Origin of the sequence: Sphingomonas soli NBRC 100801 (assembly GCF_001591025.1) — a bacterium.
In the GTDB taxonomy this organism is placed as follows: domain Bacteria; phylum Pseudomonadota; class Alphaproteobacteria; order Sphingomonadales; family Sphingomonadaceae; genus Sphingomonas; species Sphingomonas soli.
The window spans coordinates 99,250-117,622 of sequence record NZ_BCTZ01000016.1 but is presented as its reverse complement, the minus strand read 5'-3'; the positions used below and the strand labels follow the sequence as shown (position 1 = coordinate 117,622).

Sequence of the window (18,373 nt, the reverse complement as noted above, 5' to 3'; positions counted from 1 at the left end):
GAAGTAATGCCGTCACAATCACTTGCCCCCGAAGTGCGGGCCGCCCTAATGCGGACGCGAGTACGAGGGAAGCGATTTTGAAGCTCGGGTCACTACGCGATTTCCGCATCGACGATGAATTGAGCCGCCATTGGTGGCGCTGGATGCTCGTCTTCTGGGCCTGTGTCGTCGCGTGGTTCCTCGTCAATCGCCAGGCCAACATCTATTGGCTGATGCTCGGCGACACCGACGATAATATGCGCTTGATGCAGGTTCGCGCCTGGATGGGCGGTCAGGGCTGGTACGATCTGCGCAATTATCGCCTCGATCCGGCCAATGGCGGGTTCGACATTCATTGGTCGCGCCTGCCCGATCTGCCGATCGCCGCGCTGATCCTGATCCTCAAGCCGTTCCTGGGCGTGCGCGCGGAAAATTGGGCGTGCGGCATCGCGCCTCTGCTCCCGCTCGCGGTGACGATGACCGGCCTTTCGCTCACCGTGCGCCGGCTGATCGCGCCCTATAGCTGGCCGCTGGCATGCGTGATCCTGCTCGGCTGCACCTCGACCATGACGATGTATGCGCCGCTGCGCATCGATCATCACGGCTGGCAGCTTGCCGCGCTGGCGATGACCGTCGCGGGCCTGGCCGACCCTCGCCGCGCGCGCGGCGGAGCGACGGTCGGCATCTCCAGCGCCTTCTCGCTCACCATCGGGCTGGAGATGCTGCCTTATTGCGCGATGGCCGGCGCGATCATCGCGCTGCGCTGGGTCTGGGAAGCCGCCGAAGCGCGGCGGATGATGGTCTATGGCCTCACGCTGGCGGGCGGATCGGCGCTCGGCTTCGCGCTCTTCGCCTCGAACGCGAACCAGGTGATGCGCTGCGATGCGCTGACGCCGGTGTGGCTCTCGGTGATGGTCGCGGCGGGTGCCTTGCTGTTCCTGATCGGCCGCCTTGCCCCGGCGAACCGCCTCGTCCGCCTGGCGCTGGGTGCGGCGGCAGGCGCGGCGATCGTCGCGGGCTTCGTTCATTTCTTCCCGCAATGCCTGGGCCGCCCCGAGCAAGTCTCGGACGAGCTCGCCAATACCTGGCTCAACAATGTGCGCGAGGCACGCCCGATCTATCGCCACGCGCTCAAGACCGCTTTCCCCATCGCCGTGCTGCCGGTGATCGGCATCATCGGTGCCTGCGTCGCGACCTGGCGCGCGCGCCGGACGGAGGCGGTGGTCGGCTGGGCGGCGATCGCCCTGTTCACCGCCTTCGCGGGCGCGATGCTGCTATGGCAGGTTCGCGCCGGGCCGGCGGCGCAGATGCTCAGCGTGCCAGGCGCATGCGCGCTTGCCTGGGTGGTAGTGCCGTGGTTCCTGCGGCGCAGCTCGATTTTCCTGCGCGTATTCGGTTCGGTCGCGGCGTTCCTGATCGTCTCCGGGCTGTTCGCCGGGTTCGTACTCCCCTATCTGCCGAGCGGGAAAAAGGGTGGCGGCGGCGGCACGCCTGACAAGGTCGCGCGCGCGAACAGCGCCTGCTCGCGTTTCTCCGCGATCCGCCCGCTCAACGCGATCCCCCGCGCGACGATGTTCAGCCATGTCGATATGGGCCCGCGCCTGATCACGATCAGCAACCATAATGGCGTCGCGGGCCCCTATCATCGCAACGGTCGCGCGATCCTCGACGTGCATCACGCCTTTACCGGAACGGCGGAGGCGGCGCGCACGATCATGGCCGCGCACGAGGCCGATTACCTGCTCGTCTGCCCCGATATGTCGGAGACCACGCTGTATCGCTCGCGCGGCCCGAACGGCTTTTATGCGCAGCTGATGAAGGGCCAGATTCCGGCATGGCTCACGCCAGTGGCGTTGCCCACGAACTCGCCGTTCAAGCTGTGGAAGATCAGTGCCCCGTCACCGCAGGTGCCGCCACCAGCGAAGCCCTGATCCCGTCGATCACGAACTGCGTCGCCAGCGCGCCGAGCAGCACGCCCAATAGCCGCGAGATCACCGCTTCGATCTTGGCACCCACCAGCCGCATCAGCGGCCCGGCGGCCAGCAGCGCGACCAGCGTGAGCAGAAGGATCGCGGCCATGGCGGCGAGCACGACGCCCGAACGCTCGGGCCCGCTATTCTGCGACATCAGCAGCATCACCGATGCGATCGAGCCCGGCCCCGCGATCATTGGCATCGCCATCGGGAAGATCGAAACGTCGGGCGCTTCGCTGGCCTTCACCTTCTCCGCCCGGTCCTCGCGCCGCTCAGTGCGCTTCTCGAACACCATTTCGAGCGCAATCAGGAACAGCATGATCCCGCCTGCGATCTTGAACGCATTGAGGCTGATGCCCAGGCCTTTGAGCAGCGCCTCGCCAAACAGGGCGAAACCGAACAGGATCAGCGCGGCCACGAACACGGCGCGCAGCGCCATCGCCCGGCGATGCGCGGCAGTGGCGCCGCTGGTCAGCCCGGCGAAGATCGGCGCGCAGCCCGGCGGATCGATCACCACGAAGAAGGTGATGAAACTGGAGACGAACAGCTCGATCATCAGATCGCGCCCTTTTCGAGCGGGATTCCCGCATTGCGGTGTGCCGCCACCAGCGTGTTGCGCAGCAGGACGGCGATCGTCATCGGCCCCACCCCGCCCGGCACGGGCGTCACAGCGCTGGCGACCTGCATGGCCCCCGCGAAATCCACATCGCCGACCAGCCCGCTTTCGGTGCGGTTGATGCCCACGTCGATCACGACCGCACCCTGCTTGAGCCACTCGCCCTTCACGAAGTGCGGGATGCCCACCGCCGCCACGACGATATCGGCGTGGCGCAGATGGCGCGGCAGATCGCGGGTGCGCGAATGGGCGATGGTGACCGTGCAGTTCGCCTTGGTGAGCAAGGCCGCCATCGGCTTGCCGACGATATTGGAGCGGCCGACCACGACCGCGTCGAGCCCGGACAGGTCGCCCAGCCGGTCCTCCAGTAGCATCAGGCAGCCGAGCGGCGTGCAGGGAACGAAGCCTGGGAGCCCAGTCGCGAGCCGGCCGGCATTGACCGGGTGGAAGCCGTCGACGTCCTTGTCAGGACTAATGCGCGTGAGCACGGCCTGTTCGTCGATATGTTTCGGCAGGGGCAATTGCACGAGGATGCCATCGACAGCGGCGTCATCATTGAGCCGGTCGACCAGCGCTATGAGGTCATCTTGCGCCGTATCGGCGGGCAGGCGGTGCTCGAAGCTTTCCATGCCGGCTTCGCGGGTCGCCTTCCCCTTCGAGCGGACATAGACGGCCGAAGCCGGGTCCTCGCCGACCAGGACGACCGCAAGGCCGGGCGCGCGGCCCGCCTGTGGCGTGAACGCCGCTGCCAGTTCGCCCACGCGTGCGCGCAATCCGGCCGCGAAGGCCTTTCCGTCGATGATCTCAGCCGTCATGCGGCGAGCCATAGAGGCTCGCGGCGATTCCTTCCAGCGCTGTGGCGTCGCCGGTGATCCGCAATCGCTTCAACCGCGAAGTCTCCCCGGCGATCAGCGTCACCGCGCGCTTGGCCACGCCAAACATTTTCGCGACAAGCGCGATCAGTGCTTCGTTCGCCGCCCCGTCGACGGGAGGTGCGGCGAGCCTCGCCGCGAAATGCTCTGGCGTTCCCGCCGCAAACGCATCGCGCGACGCGCGTGCGGTCACCCGTACTGCAATCTCGATTCCACCGGATCTGGCGCGCCAGGCCTCAATAGCTCGCATTGGCGAGTTGCTCGATCGCCGTCCTCAGCACGTAATTGTTGAGAACGTAGAGGATCAGCAGCACGACGATCGGCGACAGGTCGAGCGGCCCGGTGTCGGGCATGATCCGCCGAACCGGATTGTAGATGGGCGCGGTGATGCGCTCGAGCGCGATCCGCACGGTGCGGACACCCTCATTATAATGGCTGATGACGTTGAACCCGATCAGCCAGGACATGATCGCATCCGCAATGATGATCCACGACAGAACGGTAAGAAGCAGCTGCAGAATCTGCAGGAGCATGATCACAATGGGAGTCAATTCATTCTCCGCGACGCCGGTTTTCCCCGGGATACAGGAAACATATGCGGGCTAACAAGGATCAAGCGTGCACCAGCGTTCCGGCACCCTGCCGCGTGAAGATTTCGAGCAGCATCGCGTGCGGCACCCTTCCGTCCAGGATGACGGCGGCGCCTACCCCGGCCTGAACGGCATTCACGCAGGTCTCGACCTTGGGAATCATGCCGCCCGAGATCGTGCCGTCCGCCTTCAGTTCCTCGATCCGGGTGGGATCGAGATAGGTCTGAAGCTCGCCGGTCTTGTCGAGCACGCCCGCCACATCGGTCAGCAGGAAGAAGCGCGAGGCACCGCAGGCGCTGGCGATCGCGCCGGCCATGGTATCCGCGTTGATGTTATAGGTCTGCCCATCCTCGCCCAGCGCGACGGGCGCAACGACGGGAATGAAATTCTCCTTCGCCAGCGCGTACAGGATCGTGGGATCGACCGAGACCGGATCTCCGACAAAGCCCAGATCGACATGGCGCTCGATGCCCGAATTCGGATCGGGTTCGCTGCGGCGGATCTTCTCGGCGATCACCAGCCCGGCATCCTTGCCCGAAATGCCGACCGCACGACCGCCCGCATCGGCGATCCAGGCGACGATCTCCTTGTTGATCTTGCCGGCCAGCACCATTTCCGCGACCTCGGCGGTCGCGGCGTCGGTTACGCGCAGCCCCCCGACAAAGCTCGATTCCACGCCGAGCCGCTTGAGCATCGCGCCGATCTGCGGGCCACCGCCATGGACGACGATCGGGTTGATGCCGACCGCCTTGAGCAGCACGACATCCTCGGCGAAATCGCGCGCCAGCTCCGGATCGCCCATCGCGTGGCCGCCATATTTCACCACGAAGGTCTGGCCGGCATAGCGCTGCAGATAGGGCAGCGCCTCGGTTAGGGTTTCCGCTTTCGCGAGCAGCGCGGGATCGGGAGCATTGGTCATCGGGCGCGATTACGCCGCGGCGGGCTTCCCGTCCAGCGCGCGGGCGATCCCGACAAACACGTAGATCAGCGCGGGCACCAACAGGATCGACAATACGATCTTGGTCGCCATCTGCCCCACCATCAGCCCGCCTATCGGAAACACGCCGTAGAAGGAGATGCTGATGAACAGCACCGTATCGACGACCTGCGAGAGGACGCTGGCGATCGCGGAGCGCAGCCAGAGCAGTCTGGATCCCTCGCGCCCCTTCAACAGGCTGAAGATCGTGACGTTGAGCGTCTGCGAGATGCCATAGGCGATCAGCCCGGCGAGCATCATGCGAAAGCTCTGGCCCAGGATCATCTCGAAGGCGGTAAGCCTGCCGGGATCCATACCAGCGCCTGCGGGCAGGCTCAGCACCAGCTCGATCAGCGCCATTGATACCAGAAGCGGTACGAAGCCGATCTGGACCAGGCGGTTCGCCACCTTCGCGCCATGGACTTCGGCGATCGCGCTCGAAATGGCGACGAGCAGCAGGAACGCGAAAATCCCCGCCTCCACCGCAAGCGGCTCGAGCCCCAGCATCGGGCCGATCGCGGATAGCGGCCCCAGCGACACCAGCTTGTTGCCGAGCACGCCTGCGATGCAGACCATCCCCCCGTAAAAGAGCGAAAGGACAAAAAGTGAGCGCTGCAGCGCGGGTGGGTTCGTGGCCATCGCCCAGACGCTAGCGCCAATTGCGCGCGCCGCAAGCCGCTAAGTTGGCTGGGCCTTGCGTTCGCCTCGCCAGCGCGCCAAGCTTCCGCGATTCCCGCACCTTGCGGGACGCGGGGGACGCATGTTTTCACATTTCGCAGCTTTGACCCTGGCGCTGGGCGCCGCGCCGGCTCCAGCCGCCAGCGACTGGCGCTTTGCCGACAGCAGCGCAAATGGCACCAACATTTCCTTCATCGATGTGGACAGCATCCGGGTGAACGCCGGCGGCAACACCGAAGCGATGATCTTCTCGGTGCTGGCCAAGGACGATGAAGGCGCGGTCGCGTTCCGCTTCCATGTCGAGTTCCAGTGCGCCACGGGCAAATCCCGCCTCATGACGGGTGAAATGTTCGATTCGTCGCTCAAGTCTGACGGCGCGGAGGACATGGCGGGCGAATGGGAAGGCAATGCTCCCGGCACACAGGGCGATACCCTCATGAAATTCGTTTGTTCGAAAGGCGCGACCGGGGACGGCAAATCGCTCGGCAGCGAACTCCCGCTGGCGAAGGGGCGTATCATGCTGGCCGAACGCGCTGCTAAGGGATCGTGATGAACCAGTTTCCTATCGGCATCTTCGGCATCGTGGCGATCCTCGCCATCGCCTTCCTGCTTTCCAGCAACAAGCGCGGCATCCGCCTGCGCGTGGTCGGGGCCGCGTTCCTGCTCCAGGCCGGCATCGCGGTGATCGTATTGCGAACCAGTTGGGGCGTGGCCGCGATCCACGGCCTGTCCAACGGCGTCACCGCCCTGCTCGGCTATGCCGGTGCCGGCACGAGCTTCCTGTTCGGCCCGCTCGCCAAGCCCGAACTGGGCGGTAACAGCTTCGCGATCGCGGCGCTGCCGGTGATCATCTTCTTCGCGGCGCTGGTCTCGATCCTCTACCATCTGGGCATCATGCAGTTCCTGATCCGGTGGATCGGGGGCGCGATCGAGAAGGTGATCGGCGTCACCAAGGTAGAATCGCTGTGCTCGGCCGCGAACATCTTCGTCGGCCAAAGCGAATCGCCGCTGGTGATCCGTCCCTATCTGGCGCGGCTCACCCCGTCGCAGCTCTTCGCGGTGATGACCGTGGGCATGGCGGGCGTCGCCGGCACGATCCTCGCCGCCTATGCCAGCCTGCTCGGTCCGCAGTCGCTGCCCTATCTGCTCGCGGCATCGTTCATGGCAGCGCCCGGCGGGCTGCTGATGGCAAAGATCATCATGCCCGACGAGATCGCACCCAAGGACGGCGAACTGCCGCTCGAAGGCGCGCCGGAAGACGACGTCATCAAGGCGGTCGAAGTCGAGGTCGAAGAGGAAGAGCGCGCCTCGAACCTGATCATGGCCGCCGCCAGCGGTGCATCGACCGGCGTGAAAATCGCCGTCGCGGTGGGCGCGATGGTGCTGGCGTTCGTGGCGCTGGTCGCGCTGGCCAACGGCCTGCTCGGCGGGCTGGGCAACTGGATCGCCGCGCATTCCGGAACGTTCGGCGCCGGCTTCCAGAGCTGGGCGCAGACCTATCTCACCGATCTCAGCTTCCAGAAGATCATCGGCGCGGTGTTCGCGCCGGTCATGTACCTGCTCGGCATCTCGTGGAGCGAAGCAGTGGCTGCTGGCGGACTGTTCGGCACGAAGCTCGTGCTCAACGAATTCGTCGCCTTCATCGATCTGGGCATGATGAAGGACCTAGCCCCGCGCACCGTGGCGATCATCACCTTCGCGCTGTGCGGCTTTGCCAATTTCAGCTCGATCGCGATCCAGATGGCCGCGACCGGCAGCCTGGCCCCCAATCAGCGCCCGATGATCGCCAAGCTGGGCATCCGCGCGCTGATCGCAGGCAGCCTCGCGAACCTGATGTCAGCCGCACTGGCGGGGTTGCTGCTCCCCTAGAGCTTGACCCGTCCGGACTGCATAACCGTCATCCCCGCGAGAGCGGGGATGACGAAGAACAGGATCACCGCGTCGGCACAGGCTCCGCGCCGCTATAGTCGTAGAAGCCGCGCCTGGTCTTGCGGCCATACCAGCCGGCTTCGACATACTTCACCAGCAGCGGCGCGGGGCGGAACTTGGGATCGCCGGTGCCTTCGAACAGCACCCGCGTGATTTCCAGGCAGGTATCGAGGCCGATGAAATCGGCGAGTGTGAACGGCCCCATCGGGTGATTTAGGCCGAGCTGGCACGCGGCATCGATATCGGGGATCGTCGCGACGCCTTCGCCCAGCGCGAAGCAGGCCTCGTTGAGCATCGGCATCAGCACGCGATTGACGATGAAGCCCGGCGCATCATTGGCATGGACAATGCGCTTGCCGAGCGACTGGCCGAACTTCTCGACCGCCGCGACCGTGGCATCGGATGTCGCAAGCCCGCGGATCAGCTCGATCAGGCCCATCACGGGCACCGGATTGAAGAAGTGCACGCCCATGAAGCGCGCTGGATCGGGCGATGCCTGGGCCAGGCGGGTGATCGGGATCGACGAGGTGTTGCTGGCGAGGATCGCATCGGCGCGGAGCACCTTGCCGACATTCTCGAAGATCTGACGCTTGATCGCTTCACGCTCGGTCGCGGCTTCGATGACCAGATCGCACGGGGCGAATGCATCGGTGCCGCCAACGCATTCAATCAGCCCAAGCGCCGCATCCATATCGGCCTGTGCGATCTTTTCCTTCTCGACCGCACGGGCAAGCTGCTTCGCGATTCCCGCCCTGCCTGCTTCGGCGCGCGCCTGATCCACGTCGGACAGCAGCACGCGATACCCGGCCTGTGCCGAAACCTGCGCGATGCCCGCGCCCATCTGCCCCGCCCCGATCACGCCAACCGTCTTCATCTAAACTCTCCTGTTCTGGCCCGCCACTACCGCTGCAAGGCGCATTCGGCTAGAGTGGTCGCCATGCTTTCCTTGCTCCTTGCCCTCGCCGCGCAGACCCCACCACAGGAGCAGGTCTTCGACGATTGGGCGGTGGCGTGTGACAATGTGGGGCGCTGCGAAGCGACCGCGCTGCAGGCACCCGAACAACTCGGCACCGCGCCCAGTCAGACGCTGCTGACCCGCGAGGCGGACGGTACGCTCAGCATCGCGATCGACCCCGCCGATCCGGTGCGCGGCCCGGTGATCTTGCTGGTCGACGGCAAGCAGGTTGCGAGCGGCACGGTCGGCGAGAATTACCGGGTGAGCGGCGCGCCCGCCGAGGCGCTGGCCACGGCGATGGCGGCCGGAAATTGGCTGGAATTGCGCAGCGACGCCCGCACGCTTGGCCGCATCTCGCTCGCCGGGATGGCCGCGACGCTGAACTATATCAAGGCAGAGCAGCGCGGCGGCGCGGCACCGCTTCCCGTGGTTCCAGCGCTCCGCACCGCCAGGGCCGCACCCGAAAGCCCGACCAGGGCGGTGCTGGGCGAACTGGCGAAGCTGGGCAATTGCGACCTGTCGTTGACGGCGGCGGACCTGCCGGTCGAGCGCTACCGACTCGATGCTGCAACCACGCTAGTGCTCATCCCGTGCGGATCGGGCGCGTATAATTTCAACGCCGCCGCCTTTGTGCTGCGCAGCGGCAAGGGCGCACCCGCCGAATTCGACGTGGCGCCGGACTGGATGGAGGGCGACGATCCCGCGATCCTGACCAACGCATCCTTTGGCACCACTGAAGGCGGGGTGCTGACCAGCTCGTCCAAGGGGCGCGGGATCGGCGATTGCGGCACATCGCAAAGCTGGGTTTGGGACGGCAGCCGATTCCGGATGATCGAAGCCCGCGTGCTCGGCGAATGCCGCGGATCGGTCAACTGGCTGACCGTGTTCCGCGCCCGGCCGGAGTGGCGCTGAGGCAATATCCATCTGGCTTGAATAGCGGACGGATCAAACCCTAGGGTGCACGGCGCAGCGTCTGCGCCTCGCACAGGATCAGCGTGAACCATTCCTCGGGATCGGTCCATTCGCGGATCGGCGTCCAGCCTCCGGCACGGAGCAGCATGCGGGCGCCGTTCGGGCCGTATTTATGACTGTTCTCGGTGTGGATGCTCTCCCCCGCAGTCATATGGAACGCCCGGCCATCGACGGTGAAGGCGAGGTCGCGCTGCGCCTCCAGATGCATCTCGATCCGCGCCGCATCGGCGTTCCAGATCGCGCGGTGGCGGAATGCGTCCACGGGAATCGTGCCGTCCAGCTCGCGATTGATCCGTTCGAGCAGATTGAGGTTGAACGCGGCTGTCACGCCCTGGGCGTCGTCATAGGCGGGCACCAGCACGTCCGGCGACTTGACCCGGTCCATGCCGATCAGCAGCCGCGCCCCCTCCCCCAGCCACGCGCGCATCGCGCGCAGCAGATCGACTGCGTGGAACGCCTGCATGTTGCCGATCGTCGAGCCTGGGAAGAAGCCGAGCTTGGGAAGGCTTGCGACCTCAGTCGGCAAGGGCACAGGACGGAGGAAATCGGCCTCGACCGGATAGACGGGCAGGCCGGGGAAATCCGCCGACAGCGCGCGGGCGGACTGGCGGAGGAAATCGCCCGAAATATCGATCGGCACATAAGCGGCGGGCTGGATCGCGCGCAGCAGGATCGGCGTCTTGGTGGACGAGCCCGAACCGAATTCGACCACCGCGGCATCGGGCGCGGCGAGGGCACCAAGCTCGGGGCTGATCCGCTCCAGCAGCGCCGTTTCGGTGCGGGTGGGGTAATATTCGGGCAGTTCGGTGATCGCCTCGAACAGCTCCGAACCGCGGCGATCATAGAACCAGCGTGCGGGAATGGCGCGCGGGTTGAGCGACAGGCCGTTGAGCACATCGGCGCGGAAATTGGGATCGGCGAGAGTCGTCTGGCCGTCTTCGGCTTCTTGCTTCAGCATGGCGTGCATTCCCCGCCCTCGTCATCCTCGCGAAAGCGGGAACCCAGGGTAACAAAAGACCCCGCGCGCGGCTCTGGGTCCCCGCTTTCGCGAGGATGACGAATAGAAGCCATCACAGATCCTTGGCCAAACGCACGCCGGTGAACTGCCAGCGCTGGTGCGGATAAAAGAAGTTGCGGTAGCTGGCGCGCAGATGCCCACGCGGCGTGGCGCAACTGCCGCCGCGCAGGATGCACTGCCCACTCATGAACTTGCCATTATATTCGCCGACCGCACCCTCAGCGGCACGGAAGCCGGGATAGGGAAGATAGGCGCTGCGCGTCCATTCCCATACATCGCCGAAAAAGGCGGCACCGTCGGCGGAGGGCCGCGGCTCGACCGGGCAGGCGGCGTCGAGCTGATTGCCGCTGGCGGGATCGTGCGACGCCGCTGCAGCCTCCCATTCGAATTCGGTGGGCAGGCGCGCCCCCGCCCAGCTCGCATAGGCATCCGCCTCGTAGAAGCTCACATGCGTGACGGGCGCGGCGGGGTCGATCGGGCGGCGGCCATCCAGCCCGAAGCGCGTCCAGGCACCCTTCTCCATCCGCCAGTAAAGCGGGGCTTCGATGCCGTTCGCCTGAACCCATCCCCAGCCATCGGACAGCCAGTGGGCGGGCGTGCGATAGCCGCCATCGGCGATGAAGGCGGCCCATTCGCCGTTCGTCACCGTGCGGTTCGCCAGGGCATGCGGGGCCAGCAGCACCGGGTGCCGCGGGCCTTCGCAATCGAAGGCGAAGCCATCTCCGGCATGGCCGATCTCGACAATGCCCGCATGCCCTTCGATCCAGCCGATCGGGCCGGGCATCGCCACGGGTACCTTGGGCGCACCTTGCCAAAGCGTAGGCTCCAGCGGGTTTACCGAGAAATGGTGGAGGATATCGGTCAGCAGCAATTCCTGATGCTGCTCTTCATGATTGATGCCAAGCGTGACCAGCGCGGCGGCATCGGGCGCGAGGCCGGGCAACGCTGCGAGCAGCGCTTCGTCGACCGCTCGGCGATAGGCCAGCACCTCTTCGAGCGAAGGCCGCGACAGCATGCCGCGCGACGGACGGGCATGGCGCGCGCCTTCGGCTTCGTAATAGCTGTTGAACAGGAAGGGGAAGCGCTCGTCGTGAAGAGCATAACCCGGCACATGATCGCGCAGGACGAAGGTTTCGAAGAACCAGCTCGTGTGCGCGAGATGCCATTTGGCGGGCGAGGCATCGTCCATCGACTGGATCGTGGCATCGGCATCGGAGAGCGGCTCTGCCAGCTCCGCGCTGAGCGCACGGGTGCGCGCAAAACGATCAGCAAGCGATGCCGCGATCTGGGACTCGCGCTCTGTTCGCATTCATGTTCTCCAAGCGCGGCCACGGCCAAGGTCGATCCGCGCTGGAAAACAGCCTAGCGCGAAGCTCCTGGGACCCAAAGAACGTCTCCCATCCCCTGTTGGTTCACCGCACGCGCGGCGACGAAGAGGAAATCGGAGAGACGGTTGAGATACGCGAGCGGCCAGCCAGTGGCATCGGCGGCGACGGCAGCGCGCTCTGCCCGGCGTGTGATCGCGCGGGCGAGGTGGAGCGCGGCCGCCGATGCATCGCCAGCAGGAAGTATGAAGCTGGTCAGTGGCTCCAGCGCCGAATTCATGTGATCGATGCGCTGCTCCAGCCATTCGACCTGCGACGCAACGATCCGCAACGCACCCTCGATGTTGGGGGGCGTGGCGAGATCGGCACCGAGATCGAACAGATCGTTCTGGATGCGCGAGAGCGTGTGATCGAAATCGTCGCCGATGAAATAGGTGCGGGCGATGCCGATCGCCGAATTCGCTTCGTCCACATCGCCGATCGCCGCCATCAGCGGCGCGGACTTGGCGATGCGCGAGCCATCGACCAGCCCGGTGGTGCCGTCATCGCCGGTGCGGGTGTAGATCTTGTTGAGCTTTACCATCACCTGCTTCTAGCCTGCGCGTCGAACCGGCGGAAGGACCCCAGGGAATGACCATCACGATCACCGCTTTTGCAGCATCGCCCGATCGCGGAAGGGGCATGGCGCGCGACATGCGCGTGCGCTGGGCGCTGGAGGAAGCGGGGCAGCCTTATACGGTGCAGGCGCTTTCCTTTGCCGAGATGAAGGAGCCGGAGCATCTGGCGCGCCAGCCCTTCGGGCAGATCCCAACCTATCAGGAAGGCGATCTCACATTGTTCGAGACCGGGGCGATCGTGCTCCACATCGCCGAGCGCTTCCCCGGCTTGCTTCCCGAGGACGCGAAAGGGCGGGCGCGGGCGATCGCCTGGATGTTTTCGGCCGCCGGGACGATCGAGCCGGTGATCGCCGACCGCGAGGTCGTTGCCTATCTGGAAACAGGAAAGGACTGGCAGGCGGAGCGCCGGCAGATGGTGGACGATCGCGTGCGTGGGCGGATGCGCTTCCTTTCCGGCCGGCTGGGGGACGGCGACTGGCTGGAAGGCGAATTCACCGCCGGCGATCTGATGGTCGTGGACGCGCTGCGGCGGCTGAGCCATTCGGGGATATTGAACGAGTTCCCGAACCTCGCCGCCTATGTCGCGCGGGCCGAGGCGCGGCCGGCGTTCAAGCGCGCATTCGCCGCGCAACTGGCGGCGTTCGAGGCCAGCCAGATCGGCTGATCAGCCCTGCATCGTCGCCAGGATCACGAAGATCACGAAGATCGCCACGCCCTGGAGCAGGATTCGCTGCATCATCAGCTTGTTCGATTTGAGCGCACGCTGGCTGGGGCCTTCGCCCTCCAGATCGGCGGTGGTCGTACCCGCCATGTTGACGAGTCCGCAGATCAGCACGACCCCGACCGAGATCACGAGCGCGAGCAGCACGAAGGCGAGAAAGAGCTTCATGAAGCTGACTTACGCCTTTGCGGACGCGATTCCAACTGGGAGCAGTCCTGCGCGAAGCTGATCGGCAAGCGCACGACCATCCATGCCGGACAGGCGCATCGCCTCCAGCGTTGGGGCGCCATCACGCTTGGCTAGCCGCTGGCCGTCCGGCCCGCTGAGCAACGCGTGATGGCGATATTCGGGGGTGGGCAGATCGAGCAGGGCCTGGAGCAGGCGATGGATATGCGTCGCATGAAACAGATCGGTGCCGCGAACGACATGGGTAACGCCCTGCGCCGCGTCATCAATGGTAACGGCGAGGTGATAGGAGGCCGGCGCATCCTTGCGGGCGAGGACGACATCGCCGGCAAGCGCGGGCGTGGCGAGAACCGAAGCGCCATGGTCGTGCCACACCAGTTCCTTCCCGGCCCCGGGCACGATCGCAAGCGCCTTCGCCATATCCAGCCGCCAGCAATGGGGCTTGCTCAGGTCGGGTGCCCCCAGCCCGCGGCAGGTGCCCGGATAGATCGCCCCCTCGGGTCCATGCGGGGCGGTGGTGCTCGCGGCGATATCGGCGCGGGTGCAGAAGCAGGGATAGAGCAGGCCCATCGCGCGGAGCCGGCCGAGCGCGGCTTCGTAGAGCGGCAGCCGCTGCGACTGGAATATAATGTCCCCGTCCCAGCGCAGCCCCAGCCATTCGAGATCGGCCAGGATCGCCTCGACATGTTCGGGCCGCGATCGGGTGCCGTCGATATCCTCGATCCGCAGCAGGAAGCGGCCGTCCTGCGCGCGCGCGAAATCATGGCTGAGGATCGCGGACCAGGCATGGCCCAGATGCAGCCGCCCGGTGGGGCTCGGCGCAAATCGGGTGACGACCATCATCCCGACTCTTGACCGCGAGTCACGGCCTGTGCAGTCTCATGTCTGTCACGTTTCGCTGGCAGTTGCGGAGCGCGCAAACGGGCGAAAGGGTGTGCATGTATCATCCCGATCTGATCCGCCATCTGGATGGTTGCCCCGCGCTCGTCCTCAACGCCGATTATACGCCGCTCAGCTATTATCCGCTCTCCGTGTGGCCGTGGCAGACTGCGGTCAAGGCGCTGTTTCTCGATCGGGTCGATGTGGTCAGCTTTTACGAACGCGAGGTTCGAAGTCCCAGCGCGACACTGAAGCTGCCTTCGGTGATCGCGCTCAAGCAATTCGTCCGGCCCTCGCAATTCCCCGCTTTCACGCGTTTCAATCTCTTTCTGCGCGACAAGTTCGTCTGCCAATATTGCGGCACGCATCGCGACCTGACCTTCGATCATGTCATTCCCCGCGCCCAGGGCGGGCGAACCACCTGGGAAAATGTCGCCACCGCCTGCGCGCCCTGCAACCTCAAAAAGGGCGGGCGCACCCCGAAAGAAGCGGCGATGCCGCTCCATATCGAGCCGATCCGGCCGACAAGCTGGCAGCTTCAGGAGCATGGCCGCCGCTTCCCGCCCAACCATCTTCACGAAACCTGGCGCGACTGGCTCTATTGGGATGTCGAGCTGGAGGCTTGAATTTCGGGCTGTATTATATTAATAATACACGATGGCGTTGTGCTTTTCTCGGCGGCCGGTGACCGGTAAGACCCGCTGAATGGCGCGCGAACCCGGCCCCAATGAAGTGCGCTTCCCGCTCAGGCGTCAGGCCGATGCCGAGCTCGAGCCCCCTGCGCCCAAACCGGAGCCGAAAAGCTGGCGGCCCCGGCCTGCGCGCGAGGAGCCGCTGGAGCTGAGCGGCGGGATGCCGCCGCCCGATGCTGAGCCGATCCTCCAGCGCGTGCGCCGCGCGGTGCTGCCGCCTTCGCCGCCGCCCCCGCCCCCACCACCCGATTATGGTGCGGCGGCGCTGGCTGGCGGCTATTCGACCAACCTGCCGGTCGCGTACAAGAAGCGATCGTGGAAATGGCTGACGCGCAGCATCGCGGCATTGGTGGTGCTGTTCATCGCCGCCGTGGCGTGGCTGGCGCTGACCGCACCGCTTTCCAAATCGCTCCAGCCGCCCGTGCCGCCATCGATCACCTTGCTCTCTGCAGAGGGTAAGGAAATCGCGCGGCGCGGCGCGGTGATCGGCGCGCCGGTGGACGCCGCCAGGCTGCCCAAGCATGTGCGCGATGCCTTCATCGCGATCGAGGACCGGCGCTTTTATTCGCATATGGGCGTCGATCCGCGCGGCATCCTGCGCGCCTTCGTCCACAATATTACCAGCGACGATCGCTCGCAGGGCGGCAGCACGATCACCCAGCAGCTCGCCAAGAACGCCTTTCTGAGTTCCGACCGGACGATGGCCCGCAAGGCGCAGGAAGTGCTGATCGCCTTCTGGCTCGAAGGCTGGCTGAGCAAGGACGAGATTCTCTCGCGCTATCTTTCGAACGTCTATTTCGGCGATAACGTCTACGGCCTGAGCGCCGCCGCGCAGCATTATTTCAGCGTCGATGCCGATGAGCTTTCGGTAAGCCAGGCGACGATGCTGGCCGGGCTGGTGCAGGCACCAAGCCGGCTCGCGCCCACCGGGAATCTGAAGGGCGCGCGCGACCGCCAGAAGCTGGTGATCGGCGCGATGGTGAGCGCCGGGCTGCTGACCAAGCAAGCCGCGGCGCAGGTCAAGCCGGCGGTGCTGAAGGTCAGCAAGGAGCGCGAGCTGCCCAACGGCACCTATTTCGCGGACTGGGTACTGCCCCAGGCGCGGGACCGCGCGGGCGAAGTGGCGACCGAGCAGACGGTAAGGACCACCCTCGAGGTGTCCGCACAACAGGCCGCCGAGCGCGCGGTGCGGAACGCCGGGCTCAACAAGTCCCAGGTGGCGATCGTCGCGATGCGGCCCGACGGGCGGGTGATCGCGATGGTGGGCGGCAAGAATTACGCCGCCAGCCCTTTCAATCGCGCAACCCAGGCGCGGCGCCAGCCGGGATCGACCTTCAAGCTGTTCGTCTATCTGGCAGCGCTCCGTGCCGGGATGACGCCCGATACGGTGGTGGACGATTCGCCGGTGCAGATCGGCGACTGGAAGCCTTCGAATAGCGATGGTCGCTATGCCGGGCGGATCTCGCTGCGACAGGCCTTCGCCAAATCGTCCAACGTGGTCGCCGCGCGGCTGACTCATCAGGTGGGCGTGCGGGCGGTGACGCAGGCAGCGCGCGATCTGGGCATCTCCACTCCGATCGGCGCGGACGCCTCGATCGGGCTGGGCACATCGACGGTCTCGCTGCTCGAACTGACCGCAGCCTATGCCGCGGTGGCGAACGGATCCTATCCGGTACGGCCCCAAGGGCTTTCCGATGACGAGGCCGCAAGCGACTGGCTGGCGCGGCGGCTTGGCGCGCCACAGCGTTTCTCGGCACGCCAGCTCGATCAGCTCCGCGAACTGCTCTCGACCGTGGTGGAAAGCGGCACGGGCCGAGGCGCGGCGCTGCCCATTCCGACCTTTGGCAAGACGGGTACGACGCAGGACAATCGCGACGCGCTGTTCATCGGATATGCCGGCGGGATCGTCACCGGCGTGTGGCTGGGCAATGACGATAACTCGCCCAATCCCGGTCTGTCGGGAAGCGGGCTGCCGGCGCGGATCTGGCGCGATTTCATGACGCGCGCGCTGGATCTGCGCATCCCGCCGCCCGAGCCGACCACCGAGCCTGACAATTTCACGATCGATCTGGGCGAACTGGTGAACGGCGTCAGCGAGTTCATCGATGGCAGCGGCATCCGCACCGAGGTCCTCCCGATCGATCCGGAGCAGGGCGAAGCGCCAATCCAGCGCGACGACGCCGAACAGTTGAGAGGACGTCCGCAGTTCGATCGGCCGCGCGGCCCTCCTCCGACCGAACGCCCGCTCGACCGACCGCTCGAGCGCCGTTGACCTTCCTCCTCGGCAATCGCAAGGCGAGCCATGCGCTTCTTTTCAGATAATGCCGCCCCGGTCTGCCCGCCGGTTCTCGCCGCTCTGGGCGAGGTCAACGTGCTCGACACCGCCTATGATGGGGATCGCTGGTCGCAACGATTGGACGGGCGCTTCTCCGAACTATTCGGCACCGAAGTGCGCGCGCTTTGGGTGGCAACCGGAACAGCGGCGAACAGCCTCGCGCTCGCGGCGTTATGCCCTCCGCATGGCGGGGTGGTGTGCCACAGCGAAGCGCACATCAATGTCGACGAATGCGGCGCGCCCGAATTCTACACGCACGGCGCGAAGCTGCTGGCCGGGAACGGGGCTGGCGCGAAGCTGACTCCGGATGCGATCCGCGCAGTGATCGATCCTATCCGCCGCGACGTGCATCAGGTCCAGCCGCACGCGATCTCGATCACCCAGGCGACCGAATATGGCCTGGTCTATTCTCCAGCCGAAGTCGCCGCGATCGGCGCGCTGGCGAAGGAACGCGGGCTGGGGCTGCACATGGATGGCGCGCGCTTCGCCAATGCCGTCGCGCATCTGGGTTGCGCGCCCGCCGATATGACCTGGAAAGCGGGCGTGGACGCGCTGAGCTTCGGCTTCGTCAAGAATGGCGGAATGAACGCCGAGGCGCTGATCTTCTTCAAGCCCGAACTGGCCGATGCCACGCTCTATCGCCGCAAGCGCGCGGGGCTGCTTTCGTCGAAGGGGCGCTATTCGGCAGCGCAATTGCTGGCGATGCTGGAGGGCGACCTGTGGCTCGCCAATGCCCGCGCCGCCAATGCGGGCGCAAAGCTGCTGGCCGAGGCTGCGGGCGAACGCCTCGTGCATCCGGTCGAAGCGAATGAAGTGTTCCTGCGCGTGACCGCCGAAGAAGCGGCCGGCCTGCGCGCGCTGGGGTTCGATTTTTACGACTGGGGCGTGGGCGAGGCCCGGCTGGTGGTGAGCTGGAACCAGGCGGAGGAAGCGATCCGGCCGCTCGTCGATGCGATCAGGGCGTTGTGAGCAGGTCTAACGCAATCCTCCCCCGGAGGGGGAGGTGGCAGGCGCAGCCTGACGGAGGGGTAATCTCCGCAAACGACAGGCTCTCTCGCGC

At 65.8% G+C, this 18,373-nt stretch carries 20 protein-coding genes; 8 read left to right on the top strand and 12 right to left on the bottom strand.

The window, feature by feature from the left end; all coding sequences use genetic code 11:
* Positions 1 to 143: 143 nt before the first annotated feature.
* Positions 144 to 1,910, top strand: a complete 1,767-nt coding sequence (locus SSO01S_RS13030; RefSeq protein WP_066799440.1) for a hypothetical protein — start codon at positions 144 to 146, stop codon at positions 1,908 to 1,910.
* On the opposite strand, the gene SSO01S_RS13025 is transcribed toward SSO01S_RS13030, so the two are convergent.
* From SSO01S_RS13025 to SSO01S_RS13000, 6 genes are all read right to left on the bottom strand, one after another.
* Positions 1,867 to 2,508, bottom strand: a complete 642-nt coding sequence (locus SSO01S_RS13025; protein WP_066799376.1) for a MarC family protein — start codon at positions 2,506 to 2,508, stop codon at positions 1,867 to 1,869. The two genes, SSO01S_RS13030 and SSO01S_RS13025, sit on opposite strands and share 44 nt — an antisense overlap.
* Positions 2,508 to 3,383 (bottom strand): bifunctional methylenetetrahydrofolate dehydrogenase/methenyltetrahydrofolate cyclohydrolase FolD, encoded by an 876-nt coding sequence (folD, locus tag SSO01S_RS13020; protein WP_066799375.1) that lies wholly within the window; start codon positions 3,381 to 3,383, stop codon positions 2,508 to 2,510. The genes SSO01S_RS13025 and folD overlap by 1 nt, the downstream gene beginning before the upstream one ends.
* Entirely contained in the window at positions 3,373 to 3,690 is a 318-nt protein-coding gene (locus SSO01S_RS13015) for a DUF167 domain-containing protein (protein WP_066799374.1), read from the bottom strand. The genes folD and SSO01S_RS13015 overlap by 11 nt, the downstream gene beginning before the upstream one ends.
* On the bottom strand, positions 3,677 to 3,982 hold the full coding sequence (locus tag SSO01S_RS13010; protein WP_157073776.1) for a YggT family protein: 306 nt from the start codon (positions 3,980 to 3,982) through the stop codon (positions 3,677 to 3,679). Before SSO01S_RS13010 ends, SSO01S_RS13015 begins: the two co-directional genes overlap by 14 nt.
* Before the next feature lie 70 nt (positions 3,983 to 4,052).
* Positions 4,053 to 4,949, bottom strand: a complete 897-nt coding sequence (argB, locus tag SSO01S_RS13005) for an acetylglutamate kinase (RefSeq protein WP_066799372.1) — start codon at positions 4,947 to 4,949, stop codon at positions 4,053 to 4,055.
* 9 nt (positions 4,950 to 4,958) lie between these two features.
* Complete coding sequence (locus tag SSO01S_RS13000; protein ID WP_066799370.1) at positions 4,959 to 5,645, bottom strand: queuosine precursor transporter; 687 nt, start codon at positions 5,643 to 5,645, stop codon at positions 4,959 to 4,961.
* A 121-nt stretch (positions 5,646 to 5,766) separates the two neighbouring features.
* Here SSO01S_RS13000 and SSO01S_RS12995 point away from each other — a divergent pair, with 121 nt between their 5' ends.
* Both SSO01S_RS12995 and SSO01S_RS12990 read left to right on the top strand, forming a co-directional pair.
* Positions 5,767 to 6,234 carry a surface-adhesin E family protein gene (locus SSO01S_RS12995; protein WP_066799368.1) on the top strand — a complete coding sequence of 156 codons (468 nt, stop codon included), beginning with the start codon at positions 5,767 to 5,769 and terminating at the stop codon, positions 6,232 to 6,234.
* Positions 6,234 to 7,553 carry a NupC/NupG family nucleoside CNT transporter gene (locus tag SSO01S_RS12990; RefSeq protein WP_066799366.1) on the top strand — a complete coding sequence of 440 codons (1,320 nt, stop codon included), beginning with the start codon at positions 6,234 to 6,236 and terminating at the stop codon, positions 7,551 to 7,553. The genes SSO01S_RS12995 and SSO01S_RS12990 overlap by 1 nt, the downstream gene beginning before the upstream one ends.
* Positions 7,554 to 7,617: 64 nt before the next feature.
* Here the strand turns inward: SSO01S_RS12990 and SSO01S_RS12985 are convergent, their stop codons facing one another.
* Positions 7,618 to 8,487, bottom strand: coding sequence for a 3-hydroxyacyl-CoA dehydrogenase NAD-binding domain-containing protein (locus SSO01S_RS12985; RefSeq protein ID WP_066799365.1), 870 nt, complete (start codon positions 8,485 to 8,487; stop codon positions 7,618 to 7,620).
* Between the two features lie 63 nt (positions 8,488 to 8,550).
* Here SSO01S_RS12985 and SSO01S_RS12980 point away from each other — a divergent pair, with 63 nt between their 5' ends.
* Positions 8,551 to 9,480: a DUF1176 domain-containing protein gene (locus SSO01S_RS12980; RefSeq protein WP_066799364.1), complete on the top strand. Its 930-nt coding sequence runs from the start codon at positions 8,551 to 8,553 to the stop codon at positions 9,478 to 9,480.
* Between the two features lie 40 nt (positions 9,481 to 9,520).
* On the opposite strand, the gene egtD is transcribed toward SSO01S_RS12980, so the two are convergent.
* The 3 genes from egtD to SSO01S_RS12965 all read right to left on the bottom strand — a co-directional run bounded on the left by egtD (position 9,521) and on the right by SSO01S_RS12965 (position 12,466).
* Positions 9,521 to 10,498: an L-histidine N(alpha)-methyltransferase gene (egtD, locus tag SSO01S_RS12975; protein WP_066799363.1), complete on the bottom strand. Its 978-nt coding sequence runs from the start codon at positions 10,496 to 10,498 to the stop codon at positions 9,521 to 9,523.
* Positions 10,499 to 10,610: 112 nt separating this feature from the next.
* On the bottom strand, positions 10,611 to 11,867 hold the full coding sequence (gene egtB, locus SSO01S_RS12970) for an ergothioneine biosynthesis protein EgtB (RefSeq protein WP_066799362.1): 1,257 nt from the start codon (positions 11,865 to 11,867) through the stop codon (positions 10,611 to 10,613).
* Between the two features lie 53 nt (positions 11,868 to 11,920).
* Complete coding sequence (locus tag SSO01S_RS12965) at positions 11,921 to 12,466, bottom strand: cob(I)yrinic acid a,c-diamide adenosyltransferase (RefSeq protein ID WP_066799357.1); 546 nt, start codon at positions 12,464 to 12,466, stop codon at positions 11,921 to 11,923.
* A 47-nt stretch (positions 12,467 to 12,513) separates the two neighbouring features.
* Here SSO01S_RS12965 and SSO01S_RS12960 point away from each other — a divergent pair, with 47 nt between their 5' ends.
* Entirely contained in the window at positions 12,514 to 13,164 is a 651-nt protein-coding gene (locus tag SSO01S_RS12960; RefSeq protein WP_066799355.1) for a glutathione S-transferase family protein, read from the top strand.
* On the opposite strand, the gene SSO01S_RS12955 is transcribed toward SSO01S_RS12960, so the two are convergent.
* Entirely contained in the window at positions 13,165 to 13,389 is a 225-nt protein-coding gene (locus SSO01S_RS12955) for an HIG1 domain-containing protein (protein WP_066799353.1), read from the bottom strand.
* A 9-nt stretch (positions 13,390 to 13,398) separates the two neighbouring features.
* Positions 13,399 to 14,250 carry a tRNA glutamyl-Q(34) synthetase GluQRS gene (gene gluQRS / locus SSO01S_RS12950; protein ID WP_066799351.1) on the bottom strand — a complete coding sequence of 284 codons (852 nt, stop codon included), beginning with the start codon at positions 14,248 to 14,250 and terminating at the stop codon, positions 13,399 to 13,401.
* Positions 14,251 to 14,345: 95 nt separating this feature from the next.
* On the opposite strand from gluQRS, the gene SSO01S_RS12945 reads away from it, so the two are divergent.
* The 3 genes from SSO01S_RS12945 (at position 14,346) to SSO01S_RS12935 (ending at position 18,282) form a co-directional block, all read left to right on the top strand.
* Positions 14,346 to 14,912 carry an HNH endonuclease gene (locus SSO01S_RS12945; protein ID WP_066799349.1) on the top strand — a complete coding sequence of 189 codons (567 nt, stop codon included), beginning with the start codon at positions 14,346 to 14,348 and terminating at the stop codon, positions 14,910 to 14,912.
* 79 nt (positions 14,913 to 14,991) lie between these two features.
* Positions 14,992 to 17,250 carry a transglycosylase domain-containing protein gene (locus SSO01S_RS12940; RefSeq protein ID WP_066799348.1) on the top strand — a complete coding sequence of 753 codons (2,259 nt, stop codon included), beginning with the start codon at positions 14,992 to 14,994 and terminating at the stop codon, positions 17,248 to 17,250.
* Between the two features lie 30 nt (positions 17,251 to 17,280).
* Entirely contained in the window at positions 17,281 to 18,282 is a 1,002-nt protein-coding gene (locus tag SSO01S_RS12935; protein ID WP_066799346.1) for a threonine aldolase family protein, read from the top strand.
* Positions 18,283 to 18,373: the final 91 nt, after the last annotated feature.

Coding starts and splice junctions, on each gene's coding strand:
- SSO01S_RS12985 (WP_066799365.1), bottom strand. CDS start 8,487: ATGAAGACGGTTGGCGTGATCGGGGCGGGGCAGATGGGCGCGGGCATC.
- SSO01S_RS12980 (WP_066799364.1), top strand. CDS start 8,551: ATGCTTTCCTTGCTCCTTGCCCTCGCCGCGCAGACCCCACCACAGGAG.
- SSO01S_RS12990 (WP_066799366.1), top strand. CDS start 6,234: ATGAACCAGTTTCCTATCGGCATCTTCGGCATCGTGGCGATCCTCGCC.
- SSO01S_RS12995 (WP_066799368.1), top strand. CDS start 5,767: ATGTTTTCACATTTCGCAGCTTTGACCCTGGCGCTGGGCGCCGCGCCG.
- folD (WP_066799375.1), bottom strand. CDS start 3,383: ATGACGGCTGAGATCATCGACGGAAAGGCCTTCGCGGCCGGATTGCGC.
- SSO01S_RS13015 (WP_066799374.1), bottom strand. CDS start 3,690: ATGCGAGCTATTGAGGCCTGGCGCGCCAGATCCGGTGGAATCGAGATT.
- SSO01S_RS13030 (WP_066799440.1), top strand. CDS start 144: ATGCTCGTCTTCTGGGCCTGTGTCGTCGCGTGGTTCCTCGTCAATCGC.
- SSO01S_RS13025 (WP_066799376.1), bottom strand. CDS start 2,508: ATGATCGAGCTGTTCGTCTCCAGTTTCATCACCTTCTTCGTGGTGATC.
- egtB (WP_066799362.1), bottom strand. CDS start 11,867: ATGCGAACAGAGCGCGAGTCCCAGATCGCGGCATCGCTTGCTGATCGT.
- SSO01S_RS12955 (WP_066799353.1), bottom strand. CDS start 13,389: ATGAAGCTCTTTCTCGCCTTCGTGCTGCTCGCGCTCGTGATCTCGGTC.
- SSO01S_RS12935 (WP_066799346.1), top strand. CDS start 17,281: ATGCGCTTCTTTTCAGATAATGCCGCCCCGGTCTGCCCGCCGGTTCTC.
- SSO01S_RS13000 (WP_066799370.1), bottom strand. CDS start 5,645: ATGGCCACGAACCCACCCGCGCTGCAGCGCTCACTTTTTGTCCTTTCG.
- argB (WP_066799372.1), bottom strand. CDS start 4,949: ATGACCAATGCTCCCGATCCCGCGCTGCTCGCGAAAGCGGAAACCCTA.
- gluQRS (WP_066799351.1), bottom strand. CDS start 14,250: ATGATGGTCGTCACCCGATTTGCGCCGAGCCCCACCGGGCGGCTGCAT.
- SSO01S_RS12945 (WP_066799349.1), top strand. CDS start 14,346: ATGTATCATCCCGATCTGATCCGCCATCTGGATGGTTGCCCCGCGCTC.
- SSO01S_RS12965 (WP_066799357.1), bottom strand. CDS start 12,466: ATGGTAAAGCTCAACAAGATCTACACCCGCACCGGCGATGACGGCACC.
- egtD (WP_066799363.1), bottom strand. CDS start 10,498: ATGCTGAAGCAAGAAGCCGAAGACGGCCAGACGACTCTCGCCGATCCC.
- SSO01S_RS12940 (WP_066799348.1), top strand. CDS start 14,992: ATGGCGCGCGAACCCGGCCCCAATGAAGTGCGCTTCCCGCTCAGGCGT.
- SSO01S_RS12960 (WP_066799355.1), top strand. CDS start 12,514: ATGACCATCACGATCACCGCTTTTGCAGCATCGCCCGATCGCGGAAGG.